Annotated in this window: 12 protein-coding genes and 1 riboswitch; of the genes, 8 read left to right on the top strand and 4 right to left on the bottom strand. The window is 66.9% G+C overall.

Going from position 1 to position 12624, the window contains the following annotated elements; genetic code table 11:
* The first annotated feature begins 58 nt into the window (after positions 1-58).
* The 4 genes from EXQ71_02005 (at position 59) to EXQ71_01990 (ending at position 2713) form a co-directional block, all read left to right on the top strand.
* Positions 59-250: a ferredoxin gene (locus tag EXQ71_02005; protein MSO86278.1), complete on the top strand. Its 192-nt coding sequence runs from the start codon at positions 59-61 to the stop codon at positions 248-250.
* Between the two features lie 12 nt (positions 251-262).
* Positions 263-1468 (top strand): hypothetical protein, encoded by a 1206-nt coding sequence (locus tag EXQ71_02000; protein ID MSO86277.1) that lies wholly within the window; start codon positions 263-265, stop codon positions 1466-1468.
* A 93-nt stretch (positions 1469-1561) separates the two neighbouring features.
* The gene (locus tag EXQ71_01995; protein MSO86276.1) at positions 1562-2197 is read left to right on the top strand and encodes a lysoplasmalogenase; all 636 of its coding nucleotides are present in this window, start codon (positions 1562-1564) and stop codon (positions 2195-2197) included.
* A 123-nt stretch (positions 2198-2320) separates the two neighbouring features.
* Positions 2321-2713, top strand: a complete 393-nt coding sequence (locus EXQ71_01990) for an SHOCT domain-containing protein (GenBank protein MSO86275.1) — start codon at positions 2321-2323, stop codon at positions 2711-2713.
* 101 nt (positions 2714-2814) lie between these two features.
* Here EXQ71_01990 and EXQ71_01985 read toward each other — a convergent pair whose 3' ends face one another.
* Complete coding sequence (locus EXQ71_01985) at positions 2815-5346, bottom strand: M1 family peptidase (protein ID MSO86274.1); 2532 nt, start codon at positions 5344-5346, stop codon at positions 2815-2817.
* An 83-nt stretch (positions 5347-5429) separates the two neighbouring features.
* Positions 5430-5550, top strand: a riboswitch (cyclic di-GMP riboswitch).
* 708 nt (positions 5551-6258) lie between these two features.
* Between EXQ71_01985 and EXQ71_01980 the strand changes: the two genes are divergently transcribed.
* From EXQ71_01980 to EXQ71_01965, 4 genes are read left to right on the top strand one after another with little or no spacing between them, the layout of a single operon-like run.
* On the top strand, positions 6259-7143 hold the full coding sequence (locus tag EXQ71_01980; GenBank protein ID MSO86273.1) for an adenosine kinase: 885 nt from the start codon (positions 6259-6261) through the stop codon (positions 7141-7143).
* Complete coding sequence (locus tag EXQ71_01975) at positions 7140-7973, top strand: purine-nucleoside phosphorylase (protein MSO86272.1); 834 nt, start codon at positions 7140-7142, stop codon at positions 7971-7973. The genes EXQ71_01980 and EXQ71_01975 overlap by 4 nt, the downstream gene beginning before the upstream one ends.
* Positions 7970-9661, top strand: coding sequence for a phospho-sugar mutase (locus tag EXQ71_01970; protein ID MSO86271.1), 1692 nt, complete (start codon positions 7970-7972; stop codon positions 9659-9661). The genes EXQ71_01975 and EXQ71_01970 overlap by 4 nt, the downstream gene beginning before the upstream one ends.
* A gap of 50 nt (positions 9662-9711) precedes the next feature.
* Positions 9712-10512, top strand: a complete 801-nt coding sequence (locus tag EXQ71_01965) for a murein L,D-transpeptidase (GenBank protein MSO86270.1) — start codon at positions 9712-9714, stop codon at positions 10510-10512.
* A gap of 22 nt (positions 10513-10534) precedes the next feature.
* Here the strand turns inward: EXQ71_01965 and EXQ71_01960 are convergent, their stop codons facing one another.
* Genes EXQ71_01960 through EXQ71_01950 form a run of 3 tightly spaced genes read right to left on the bottom strand, consistent with a single transcriptional unit; the run spans position 10535 to position 12611 of the window.
* Positions 10535-11320, bottom strand: coding sequence for an enoyl-CoA hydratase (locus tag EXQ71_01960; protein ID MSO86269.1), 786 nt, complete (start codon positions 11318-11320; stop codon positions 10535-10537).
* Between the two features lie 2 nt (positions 11321-11322).
* Positions 11323-11922 carry a hypothetical protein gene (locus EXQ71_01955; protein MSO86268.1) on the bottom strand — a complete coding sequence of 200 codons (600 nt, stop codon included), beginning with the start codon at positions 11920-11922 and terminating at the stop codon, positions 11323-11325.
* A 44-nt stretch (positions 11923-11966) separates the two neighbouring features.
* Positions 11967-12611 (bottom strand): glyoxalase, encoded by a 645-nt coding sequence (locus EXQ71_01950; protein ID MSO86267.1) that lies wholly within the window; start codon positions 12609-12611, stop codon positions 11967-11969.
* Between the last annotated feature and the right edge of the window lie 13 nt (positions 12612-12624).

Below are 12624 nucleotides of genomic sequence, written 5' to 3'. Positions count from 1 at the left end.
GGCAGACTAGGTTCCGCGTACGCCATCCGCATCCGTTGTCGCCCGAGGAGAAGAACCCATGCGCATCGTTGTTGACTATGACCTTTGTGAGAGTAATGCCCTCTGTATGACCGCCGCCCCCGAGGTCTTCGAGGTGCGCGACGACGACTTCCTCTACGTGCTGCAGGACGAGCCAGCGGAGGAACTGCGGGCCAAGGTGGAAGAAGCGGCGAGGCGCTGCCCGAAGCAGGCCATCGTCATTGAGGGCTAGCCGCGATCGGCGATGAGTCTTGATCGAATTGTGATCGTGGGGGCCTCCCTGGCCGGACTGCGGGCCGCGGAGGAGTTACGGGCACGCGGGCACGAAGGGGACATCACCGTGGTCGGTGACGAGCCTCACCGTCCCTACGACCGCCCGCCGTTGTCCAAGCAGGTGCTCACCGGCGCTATGGATCCTGAGGCCACCGCGTTGGCGGTCGCCTCAGGATCCATCGACGACCTCGGCCTGGAGTGGCGCCTGGGGGAAAGCGCCACCGGCCTCGAACTCGAGGAGCGTTCGGTGCTCCTGGGCGGCGGGGAACGGCTGGGCTTCGACGGCCTGGTGATCGCCACCGGTGCCACCCCCCGGCGACTCCCGGGCACCGATCATCTCGAAGGGGTCTACACATTGCGCAGCCTCGACGACAGCATCGCCATTCGCGCCGCGTTGGAGGCCGGACCTCGTCGAGTGGTGGTGGTGGGGGCCGGGTTCATCGGGGCGGAGGTGGCCGCGAGCACCCGCAGCCTGGGCATTGAAGTGAGCCTCATCGAGGCGTTAACGGTTCCGCTCGAACGCAGCCTCGGACCCGAGATGGGCGCAGTGGTGGCCGACCTCCATCGCGATCATGGCGTCGACGTGCACCTTGGGGTGGGGGTGGTGCTGATCGAGGGATCCGATCGGGTGGAGCGGATCCGCCTCAGCGACGGAAGTGTGCTGGAGGTGGACCTCGTGGTGGTGGGCATCGGCGTGAGCCCGAACACGGAGTGGTTGGAGGGAAGCGGCCTAACCCTTGACAACGGGATTGTGTGCGACGCCACCTGCCTCGCCGCCCCCGGGGTGGTGGCCGCCGGCGACGTGGCCCGGTGGCCGAACGAACGCTTTGATGAAGTGATGCGGGTAGAGCACTGGGATAACGCCATCGAGATGGGAGAGCACGCCGCCCGCACCCTGTTGGGGGACGCGACGCCCTACACGCCGGTGCCGTGGTTCTGGAGCGACCAATACGACCGCAAGATCCAACTAGCGGGCCTGGCCTCGCCCGAGGACATCGTTGAGGTGGTATCTGGTCGTCTGGAGGACCGCCGCTTCGTGGCCTTCTATGGACGAGCAGGCCGTATCGTGGGGGTGCTCGGCATGAACCAGCCCGCCAAGGTGATGCGGTGGCGCTCGCTGGTGGAAACCGGCGCCTCGTGGTCTGATGCCCTCGCGGTGGCGGCCGCCAGCGACTGAAACCGGTTTCACCACCGATCTGGCCGTGGCGGTCCGCCGAGCATGGGAGGCTGGTCCGATGGGTTTTGATCAGCACCCGGGAGTGATCGCTCCGTGACCGGGGCCGCGTCCCTTCTCCTGGTCTTGGCGTTGGCGGCGGCGATGGCGGATTGGGTCGCGGTGCAGCGGTCCTGGGTGCCCCTGGAATACCTAGCCAAGCCGCTGACGATGGTGTTGCTCATCGCCGCCGCGTTGACGCTGGATCCCACCAGTGCCGTCGCTCGCGCCTGGTTCGTGGCGGCGTTGGTGAGTTGCCTCGTGGGAGATGTCTTCCTCATGGTGCCGCGCGACCTGTTCGTGTATGGCTTGGCGGCCTTCCTCCTAGGCCACGTGGGCTACATCGTTGGGCTGCATGTCGAAGGGGTGGAGTTGCGCCGATTTCTCGGGGGGATTCTGCTCGTGGTGGTGGCCCTGGCGGTCATCGGCCCGATCCTGCTGCGGGGGATTCGAGCGGGCCCCGATCCCGCTTTGGCCGGGCCGGTGGTGGCCTACATCGCGGTGATCTCGGCCATGGTGGCCAGCGCCATCGGGGTAGGAAACCCAATGGCGATCGGCGGGGCGCTGCTGTTTTATGCCAGCGATGCGTTGATTGCCTGGAACCGATTCCTCAAGGAAACCCCTTACGCCCGCCTGACGGTGATGATCACCTACCACCTCGCCCAGTTCGGCCTCGTTATCAGCCTGGTGTGAAGGATTCCGCCCCCGGTCCCAAATGCACATAGGCTCGGCCATTGGTCAAGTCCACCTCGCTCCCCGCCTTTGGCGAAGCGAGGCACACACCGCGGAAATCAACTACGAACTGGAGAGTTTTACATGACCGACAGCTATAGCTTCCTTGAGTTCTTCTGGACGATGTTGATCGTCTTTATCTTTGTGGTGTGGATCTTCATCCTGTTCCGCTGCATCATGGACATCTTCAGCAGCCGGGACCTGAGCGGCTTCGCTAAGTTCGCTTGGCTGCTGTTCATCTTCTTGTTCATCTTCATCGGAGTATTTGCCTACGTCATCATCCGGGGCGGCAAGATGCACCAGCACGAGGTGGCTCGGAACCAGGAGCGCCAGGACGAGTTTGCGGCCTACGTTCGCGAAGTCGGTGGCTCTGACGGCGGCTCGGCCGACGAACTCACCCGCTTGGCGGCGCTGAAAGACAGCGGGCACCTCACCGATGCCGAGTTTGCCCAGCAAAAGGCCAAGATCCTGGGCTGACCCATACCCGCGTGTCACACCCCTCTGGGGGTGGTGGAGGCTCCGGCCACCACCACCGTTGGGGGGGTGTTCTCGCGTTCCGGGGCGGGGCCGGAACCTCGCTAGGACTCGGTAGCGAGCCGAGCGGCGAGACCCACCGACACGCGCATCCGCTCAACGTGCTGCTGCAGAGTTTGCATACCTTGCGAAAGCGGATGGTCGGCCATGAAGGCCTCGATGGTCTTGGCGAGGCGGGGGTCGGTGATGGTTCGGATACCCGAGAGCATGCGCACGATGCTGTTCGCCGGGAACCGTTCGTTCATCTCCGTCCACCGTTCTTGCACGAAGGCCCAGGCCAGATGCCCATTTTCTCGGTTGGCGAGGCAGGCTCCGATCACGAAGGGGGCATTTTGGGTGCGCACTTCGGCTGTCATGGTCAGATCGAGGATCCGGCCCATCTGTTCGGGGTCGCGCACATCGGCGAGCGCGTAGATGAGTCGCAGTTCCTCCTGCGGAGTGGAACTGCGTCGGAACCCTTCGAGCATGGCATCGACCTCCTCGGCGCCGGCGAAGGCAGCGGTCACGCGGATAACGGCCGCCGCCACGTTGGCCTCCACGCTCTGCGAATCGGTGAGGTACTGGTGGAAGATTTCCCGCACCCGGGTCTGAGCCTCGTGGTCATTGCCCAGGGTGGCCATCGCTCCAATGAGGACGGACCGTAACTCGTGGTCGCGATCGCCGTCGGATTCCCGCGGGGTCCACCCGCTGCGATTTAGCGCCGGGGCCACCAGGGCCCGCACCCGAGCCCGGAGTACCTCACGATCGCCGTTTCGGGCGATCCGCTCGATCTGGTCGACGCCGGTGAGGATCCGACGCCATACCGCCACGTCGGTTTCGTCCGAGAGGCCCTCGGCCAGCGTGAGAAACTCTGCTGCGCTCGTGGTGCCGGCCAAGACGGATCCCCAGGTGTCGTCAACGAGGCCGTAACGCTCCACGTTGGACAGCCCCGCGTGGGCCTGGGCCGTGATCGTCTGCCGCAAGGCCGGGGCGTAACTCACCCGGAAGAATCCGTGACCTTCGACGTTCACCACGAGCCACGTGGCGGGCTCGTCGAGGGCGAGGTCGAGCGTCTCACCCGTCAGGAGTGCTCTCGTGGTGTGCACAGCGGCATCGGCCGTCGCGTAGCGAATGATGAGCGGCACGCACCACAGAGAGGTGTCGAGGGGGTGAGGCAGATAGGTGAAGCGGCGTTGGGCGAGATGGACGGTCGCCCCATCGTCGCTAATGCTCACATCGATGACGGGGTGGCCGCCCTGGAAGATCCAGGAGTCCATGATTCGTCGCACCGGCTCACCGGAAGTTTCCTCGATGGCATCCCACAGGTCGGTGGTCTCGGTGTTCCCGTACTGATGGAGGGTCATGTAGCGGCGAATGCCCGCCCGAAAGCGGTCTTCTCCGAGGTACTGCTCCAGCATCCGCACCACCGCCGCGCCCTTTTCGTAGGTGAGAACGTCGAACATGCCGGCCGCATCCTCTGGGGACACCACCGGGTACTCGATCGGACGGGTGGCATGGAGGGCATCGGTATCGAACGCGTTGGAGCGGGCCAGGCCGAAGCCCGCCCAGCGTTCCCACTGCACCCGAAAGGCATCGGTGACCTTGATTTCCATGAAGGTAGCGAAGGCCTCGTTGAGCCAAATGCCGTTCCACCAATCCATCGTGACGAGATCACCGAACCACATGTGGGCGAGTTCGTGCGCGATCACGTCCACGATGTTCTGGAGTTCGCCCTGGGTGGCGTGGTCGGGGTCGACGAGCAGCAGTGTCTCGCGGAAGGTGACACAGCCGAGGTTTTCCATCGCCCCGAAGGCAAAGTCGGGAATGGCGACAAGGTCCATCGAGTCGCCGGGGTAGGGAAGGTCGAAATAGTGGGCGAGATAGCGCAAGGAGTATTCCGCCACCTCGAGAGCGAACGGGGTGAGGGGAAGGCGCCCCGGGGGGCAGAGCACGCGCAAGGGGATGCCGTCGACGTCGATCGGATCGGTGGCTTCGAGGGGGCCCACGATGAAGGCCACGAGGTAGGTGGACATGACCATCGTGTCGGTGAAACGCACGCGGCGGCGGCCCTCGATGGTCTCCACCTCGGCCACGGCCCCGTTGGATACGGCCCGGAAGTCGCCGTCGATCCACAGGCTGATCCCGAACACCGCTTTGATGTCGGGCTCGTCCCAGCAAGGGAAGGCCCGCCGAGCATCGGTGGCTTCGAACTGGGTGGTGGCGATCACGTGTTCGTTGCCGTCATCGTCGGTGAAGGTGGAGCGGTAGAAGCCGTGGAGTTTGTCGTTGAGGAGGCCACGGAAACGCAGGGACACGGTGGCGTCGCCCGCCAGCAGTGGCTCGGCGAGGGTCAGCGTGCATCGTTCGGTGGGCTCATCTAGGGACACGTGGGCGTCATGGCGTGTGCCGTTAACAGTCACCCAGGCTTCGTCCACCGAAAGTTCGATGGCGTTCATCACCACGGTGGTCGTGGGCTCGGCCACCACCACCGCTACATCCACCGAACCGGCAAAAGTGGCCGTATCGAGGTTGGGTGTGAGGGTAAGGTCGTAGCGGTGGGGGAGGACGGTACGGGGGAGGCGATAGGGGTCGGACACCCCGTGAGGCTATCGGGGCGGAGATGGTGCTCAAGCATGGTCTCGTCGCTGCCGATGGTGATCAGGTCGTGCGGCACCAGTCGCTCGGCACGGGAGGTTGTGATCCGTGTGGACCCCACCGACCCAGGCGAGGGTGCCTGGGCACGGAGACAAGCGGGCGCCTAGACCACACGGGGAGCCAGTGGCGCGACCGACCCGTTCGACGAGTAGCCCTTGTGAGTGGGCTCCAAGCTGGACGGGAGTTACCCAATGCATATCCACCACGTTGTTCGTGGTGGCCTTCTCGCCATAGGGATGGGGATCTTCGTCATGAGTGTCACCGCATCAGCTGATACCGGCTCGCCCGGCGTTCCCGCAGCCCCGGCTGTCGGGCCCGCTGTGGTCGCCGGTGACGCCGCTGATGAGGTGGGGCTGATGGCTCCTCCTCCCTCATCGACGGCCCCTCCGATCCCCCCGGAGGTGGCCACGATTGTCCCTGGTGAGCAGGTCAAAACAGACGGAGTCGAACCCGATCGTCCCGTTATCCAAGCGGGCCCTGGACCGGCCACTCCGGTTGAAGGGGCCACCACCTTGATCGATCCGTTGGTGATCGTACGGTGACGCTCTGACGAGACGGACGGGTTCGAACCCAACCCCCCACGCGATGGCGGCCTTCCCTCAGGTGGGCCGTCGTCGCTTGGGACGGGTGGCCCCTGCGAGAAGGGGCCGGTTCCGCCAGATAGTGATCTCGGCCCTCCGCGTGTCCGCCACCCCCTTGAGGTGTGCTGGCCTCGGCGAGGGGGCAGTAGCGTCAGGCCCGTGACCGAGGCCGCCGAACAGTTTGATGTTGTGGGAATTGGGAACGCCCTGGTGGACGTGCTCACTCACGAGGATGACGAGTTCATTGAAGCCAACGGTCTCGTAAAGGGAGCGATGACCCTCATCGACACCGAGCGGGCCGAATCGCTCTACGCCGCCATGGGTCAGGGCATCGAGGTATCGGGCGGCTCGGCGGCCAATACGATCGCCGGGATCGCCGCCTTCGGTGGGCGGGCCGCCTACATCGGCCGGGTTGGCGATGATGAACTCGGTGCGGTGTTCGCCCGCGACCTTCGCGCCACCGGGGCGAGTTACACCTGCCCGCCTGCCCCCGATGGGCCACCCACGGGGCGTTGCCTCGTCATTGTGAGCCCCGATGCCGAGCGCACCATGAACACCTACCTCGGATCGTCCGAGCTGTTTGGCCCCGACGATCTCGACGAGGATCTCATCGCCGCCGGGAAGGTCGTCTACCTCGAGGGTTACCTCTTCGATCGACCCGCCGCCCAAGAGGCCTTCTGGATGGCTAGTCGCATCGCGCACGACGCCGGACGGCAGGTGAGCCTCACCCTGTCGGACACCTTCTGTGTGCAGCGCCATCAAGACGCGTGGCGGTCCTTGCTGGCTGATCAGATAGACCTCCTCTTCGCCAACGAAGGCGAGGTCATGGCCCTCTACGGCGTGACCACCGTCGGCGAAGCGATTGAGCGCGTCATGAATGACGTGGAGATCGCCGCCATCACCCGGGGTGAACACGGTTCCCTCGTGGTGAACAAGGGCGAGGTGATCGAAGTGGCCGCCCACCCGGTGGACGTGGTGGTGGACACCACCGCCGCGGGCGACTTGTACGCCGCCGGGTTCTTGTTCGGTTTCACCAGCGGTCGATCCTTAGAGGGCTGCGGGCGGCTTGGGTCGCTGGGGGCCTCGGCGGTCATCGGTCATACCGGGGCCCGACCGGCCCTCTCCCTGGCGGGCCTGGCGGCCGATCTGGGCCTGTGACACCGGTCCAGGACCCCTGGACGCAGGTCAGCGCGGCGGCGGCTGCCATCCGGCAGCGCACCGGGATCGAGCGGCACGAGGTGCTGGTGGTCCTCGGATCGGGATGGACAGCGGCTGCGGAGCGCCTCGGGGAGCCCGTGGTGGAAGTAGCGGTGGAGGAGTTACCGGGCTTTGCCTCGAGTGGTACTGCCGGGCACCGCGGGGTGTTGCGTTCGGTGACGACCACGGGGGGTCGACCCATCCTGGTGTTACTCGGACGGGTACACGCCTATGAGGGCCACGACCTTCCCACCGTGGTGCACGCCGTGCGAGCGGCGGTGCGGGTGGGTTGCGGCACCGTGGTGCTCACCAACGCAGCCGGTGGTCTACGGGCAGGCATGGCGGTGGGTCAGCCGGTTCTCATCGCCGATCATCTCAATCTCACCGGCGCTTCGCCGCTCAGTGGACCGGCCCCGCCCGCCGCATTGGGCCTGGGTCGCTTTGTTGATCTCACCGATGCCTACTCGCCTCGCCTGCGGGCCATCGCCCACTCAGTGGACCCCACCTTGGTTGAGGCGGTCTACGCCGGCCTGCCCGGTCCGCATTACGAGACACCCGCTGAGATCCGCATGCTGCAGATCCTCGGGGCCGACCTCGTGGGCATGTCGACGGTGCACGAAGTGATCGCTGCCCGGCAGGTGGGGGCCGAAGTGCTGGGGCTGTCGCTGGTGACGAACCTGGCCGCGGGCTTAGGCGAGGGCGACCTGGACCATGCCGATGTGGTGGCGGCCAGCGCAGCCTCGGCTGGCGCGATGGGCGATCTGGTGGCGGCCATCGTGGCCCGGCTGTGACGACGGTCGCCTCCACCGAGGAGGTCGTGCGCGCCCAGGCCCGGTCCTGGCGGGAGGCTGATCCCGACCCGGTCACCCGGGCCGAGGTGGATGCCCTGCTCGCCGCCGACGATCTGGCCGGGCTTCACGAACGCTTCGACCAGCGCCTGCGCTTCGGAACCGCCGGTCTGCGCGGGGCGTTGGGGGTCGGACCAAACCGTATGAATCGGGTACTGGTGCGCCAGGCCACCGCCGCTGTGGCGCACTGGTTGCGCCACGGGGGGTTCACCGGGCCAGTGGTGGTGGGGCGCGACGCCCGCCACGGCAGCGCCGAGTTCGCTCGGGATACCGCCGCCGTGCTGGCGGGCGCCGGGTTCGCGGTGCTCGTGTTGCCCCGGCCGATGCCCACTCCCGTCCTGGCGTTTGCGGTGCGGCACCTAGAGGCGAGCGCCGGAATCATGCTGACCGCCAGCCACAATCCGGCGACGGACAACGGGTACAAGTTGTACCGGGCCGATGGAGGGCAGATCCTGCCGCCGGCCGATGGGGCTATCGAGGCGCTCATGGATGCTCTCCCCCTGGCGGCCGGTCAGGTGATGTCCCGCGATGGGATCACCGAGGTGGGGGAGGAACTGCTCGACGCCTATGTGGCGGGGGCGGTGGCGCTGTTAAGAGGCGAGGCCCGGGCGGTTACCACCGTGTACACGGCGTTGCATGGCGTGGGGGCGGAGACGATGCGGCGGGTCTGGGCGGCGGCGGGCTTCCCGGCGGCGCGCGAGGTCACCCAGCAGGTGGAGCCCGATCCGAACTTTCCCACGGTGGCGTTCCCGAATCCCGAGGAGCCCGGTGCCCTGGATTTGGCGGTGGCACTGGCCTTGGAGGTGGGGCCCGACCTCATCCTCGCCACCGACCCCGACGCCGACCGCTTGGCCGTGGCCGTACCCGATCCGCAAGCGCCCCAGGGCTGGCGGGCGCTCACCGGCGACGACGTGGGCATCTTGCTGGCCGACCACCTCCTCCGACGCGGCGACGTCCGCCCGGGCGATGTGGTGGCCACCACGGTGGTGTCGTCACGGATGCTCGCCGCCCTGGCCGCCGCCGCCGGGGTGACCTACCGCGAGGCGCTCACGGGCTTCAAGTGGGTGGTCCACACACCGCGGGAGGGGGAGCGCTTTGTCTTCGGCTACGAGGAGGCCCTGGGCTATTGCGTGGATTCCCTGGTGCGAGACAAAGACGGAGTAACCGCCGCGCTGGTGGTGAGCGAGTTGGCGGCCGAACTCAAAGCGTCGGGACAATCGCTGCTGGACCGCCTCGATGAGGTGTTCAGTACCCATGGTGTTCATGTCACCGGCCAGCGGTCGATCCGAGTGGAGGGGACTGACGGGTCGAGGCGCGTCCAGGCCGTCATGGCCGCGCTGCGGGCTGCCCCGCCGACGGCGCTGGCCGGGCGGACCAGGGTGACCATGGAAGACCTTGCCGCCGTGCCGCTGCGGTTCCCGGTGCGCTCTGATGTGTTGGTGTGGATGTTCGACGGCGTGCGGGCGGTGGTGCGCCCGAGCGGCACCGAGCCGAAACTCAAGTGCTACGCCGAGGCCATCGTGGCGGTGGACACAGCGAGCGGGGTGGCCGCCGCTCGAGACGAGGCGGGGTTCGCGGTGCGAGAGATGCTCGACGCAATCGTGGCCCTGCTGCGGGCTCGGGGCCTGTGAGGGGTGGCTGCCGACTGTTCCGCGGGGGCTCGGTATGGTTGGCTTAGTTGGTGAGTGATCGAAGCGAAGACCGCCGGAGCTCGAAGCACATCGTGGTGGCGATGGCGACGGTCATGGCGGTCGCGATCACGGTGGTCGTCGGAACCGGATGGCTGGGACGCGATGCCTCGCCCGCTCCGGTGGCGGCCCCTCCCACCACCATTCCGCCTACTACTGCTACTACCACCACCGTCGCGCCCACCGAGGTGCCCGCCACCACAGCGTTGGCCAGCCCGAACGGCGAGATCGCTACCTACAGCGCCGCCAACGGTCCGGCGCTGGCGACAGTGGGATTCTGGTATGGCTACCCGATGACCATGCCCATCGTGGAGGAGCAGGGCGACTGGCTTCGCATCATGTTGCCCGACCGACCCAACATGTCCACGGCCTGGGTGCGGGCGGCGGATGTAACGAGATCGGTGTCGAACTTCCGCATCGTGGTGCGTCTGTCGGAGACGCGGCTCATCGCCTATCAGGACGGGTACGAGATCTTCTCGGCACCGGTCGGGATCGGTAAAGATTCCACGCCGACCGCTCCCGGGAACTTCTTTGTGGCCGTGGTCACCGCCCCTGGTCCCGCTGGCTACGGGCCGGTCGTGTTGGACACCAGTGGCCACTCGGAGGCCATTAGGAGCTGGCAGGGCAGCGGCGACGCCGTCACTTCCATTCATGGTTCGGTCTCGGCGTCGTCGGCCGCGAAGATCGGGACGACTGGCACGAAAATCTCCAACGGGTGCATTCGGATGTTGGAGGCCGATCAACGCAAACTAGCGGTGATCCCCCTGGGCACTCCGGTCGACATCATCCTCTGATCCCGCGGGTGGGTGAGGGCGCTTAGAGCTGCTGGCGACCGCGAGCCACCACGGCCTGCCGATTGGCTTCGAGCGCCCCCGGATCGAGGCCCTCCCCCTGCCAGCGCCCGGCCACCTCCGCCTCCAGCGCCCACGCACCGGCCCCGTCGAGCCGGGCGCCCTCGTCGTAGGTGGCCAGCATCTGGCGCACCGGGCGGGGGTCGATGGTGGCGATGTCGGCGGCTAATTTCTGGGCGAAGGGGAGGAGGTCGGCGTGAGGCACGACGTGGTTCACCAGGCCCCAGGCCAGCGCCGTGGGGGCGTCGAGGAAGTTCCCGGTGGTGGAGAGTTCCTTGGCGCGGCGCAGGCCCACGGCCTCGGGGAGCAGCACGGTGAGCCCCCATCCCGGCATGATCCCCATGCGGGCGTGGGTGTCGGCGAAGCGGGCCCGGTCTGAGGCGATCAGGTAGTCGCAGGCCAGGGCCAACTCGAACCCGCCGGTGATGGCTACGCCGTTGATGGCCCCGATGACCGGCGTGGTGATCCGGGGAAAGGGGCCATGGGGGGTGCGGGTGTCGCTCCCGGCTGCCCCGGTTTCGCGTAAGGCGTCGCCCCCGGCGGAGAGTTCTTTCAGGTCCAGGCCCGCGCAGAACGCCGGGTCGGCCCCGGTGAGCACGATGGCGGCGATGTCGTCGCGCGCATCGAGTTCCCGCAGGGTCGTGGGCAGCGCCTTGCGGAGGCCCCGGTTGAGGGCGTTGCGGGCTTCGGGTCGGTTCAGGGTGACGGTGGCTACCGGACCGTCGACGGCCACCAGGACGAGGTCGGTCATGGTCATTCCTGTTCGTCGGCCGGGAGAAAGTCCAGTTGTAGGTCACCGAGGCGCACCAGTGTGCTGGCGATCCAGCCCCCCATGGCGGAAAAATGGTCGTCGAGGATGGAGCCATCGGCGAGGGTGGCTTCGTCGAGTTCGTAACTGCCTTCGTAACTGATTTCCAGGGCCCAGTCCTCGGCTTCCGAATCTTCGTTGTAGGAGATCTCCACGGTGGGGGTCGAGCGTTCCAGACGGGTGGCCCCGATGGGCGGGCTGGCTTCAGGGAGCGCGGCGAGCACCGGCATCACATCGGGGCTTGACGCTAGGCGTTGAATCCTCATCACGATCTCGATCTCGATACGGGGGGCTTCGCCGGAGGGTTCACCGATGTACCAGCTCCGGTAGGCCGTCTGGGCCCAGGTGGGCCAGTCGAGGGTGATGTCGGCCTGCACTCGTGGGGGGAGGCCCTCACCGGGGAGGCCGTAGGAAGTCTCCCAGGTGGTGTCCCCGAGCAGCACGTCTACTTGGAAGCGTTCCTCGAAGGCCTGCCGTTCGAGGAACGCCTTTTCGAACGTGTCGCGCAGCGCGCCGATCGCATCGGTAAAGACGTGGTCCAACATGGGTGTGTGACGCTACCTGGCGCGCTGGCCCACCGGAATACTTTTCAGACGGGCGGGGGCTCGGGGCTCATCAACGCGATCGGCACCGACATGCCTAGGTCTCGGTGGCGCAGCGTGGCGATCTGGCGACCATCTTGTACGGCGTCTTTGCTGGAGCCGAGGTGGTCGCCGAGTTGGTGGGCCAGCGCGGCGAGGTCGGTCACGGTGACGGCGAGACCGAAGAATCCGGGGTCACCCTCGCCCGTGGCGTCGGGTTGGCCCACCAGTTCGAGGATCACTTCGCCGAAGCGAAAAAACACCTGACGCATCGGGGCGCCGTAACTGTCGGTTTCCCGTTCACCGCGGGGTTCTACCCCGATGGAGGCCAGGGCCGCGGTGGTCCGGGCGAGGTCGGGGGAGAGCAGCACGATGTGATCAAGGTGGGTGGTGCCGTTGGGGTGGGTGGCCCCCGCGGCGGGCGGGGCGACTGATGCGGTGGTAGGGATCCCGTCGAGGGAGCCGTCGGCCAGGCGAGCGGCGGGGGCATCGCGCAAGGACCATCCGAGGATCCGTTGGCCGCCGTCTCGGCCCACGAGTCGCACCCGCACCGTGCCGATACGGCAGGTGCCGTCGTCGTCCACGCTGAATCCGGCCGCTTTCCAGGCGGCGGGCGGATCGCCCACCAGAATCTCGTCGATCGTTACTCCCATCAGCGCACCGTAG

This window comes from Acidimicrobiia bacterium, from assembly GCA_009694375.1.
In the GTDB taxonomy this organism is placed as follows: domain Bacteria; phylum Actinomycetota; class Acidimicrobiia; order Acidimicrobiales; family VFJN01; genus VFJN01.
This window is presented reverse-complemented; position numbering and strand designations above follow the sequence as displayed.

Excerpts from the sequence above, each read along its gene's own strand:
- EXQ71_02005 (MSO86278.1), top strand. The coding sequence starts at position 59 with ATGCGCATCGTTGTTGACTATGACCTTTGTGAGAGTAATGCCCTCTGT.
- EXQ71_02000 (MSO86277.1), top strand. The coding sequence starts at position 263 with ATGAGTCTTGATCGAATTGTGATCGTGGGGGCCTCCCTGGCCGGACTG.
- EXQ71_01990 (MSO86275.1), top strand. The coding sequence starts at position 2,321 with ATGACCGACAGCTATAGCTTCCTTGAGTTCTTCTGGACGATGTTGATC.
- EXQ71_01980 (MSO86273.1), top strand. The coding sequence starts at position 6,259 with ATGACCCTCATCGACACCGAGCGGGCCGAATCGCTCTACGCCGCCATG.
- EXQ71_01960 (MSO86269.1), bottom strand. The coding sequence starts at position 11,320 with ATGACCGACCTCGTCCTGGTGGCCGTCGACGGTCCGGTAGCCACCGTC.
- EXQ71_01955 (MSO86268.1), bottom strand. The coding sequence starts at position 11,922 with ATGTTGGACCACGTCTTTACCGATGCGATCGGCGCGCTGCGCGACACG.
- EXQ71_01950 (MSO86267.1), bottom strand. The coding sequence starts at position 12,611 with ATGGGAGTAACGATCGACGAGATTCTGGTGGGCGATCCGCCCGCCGCC.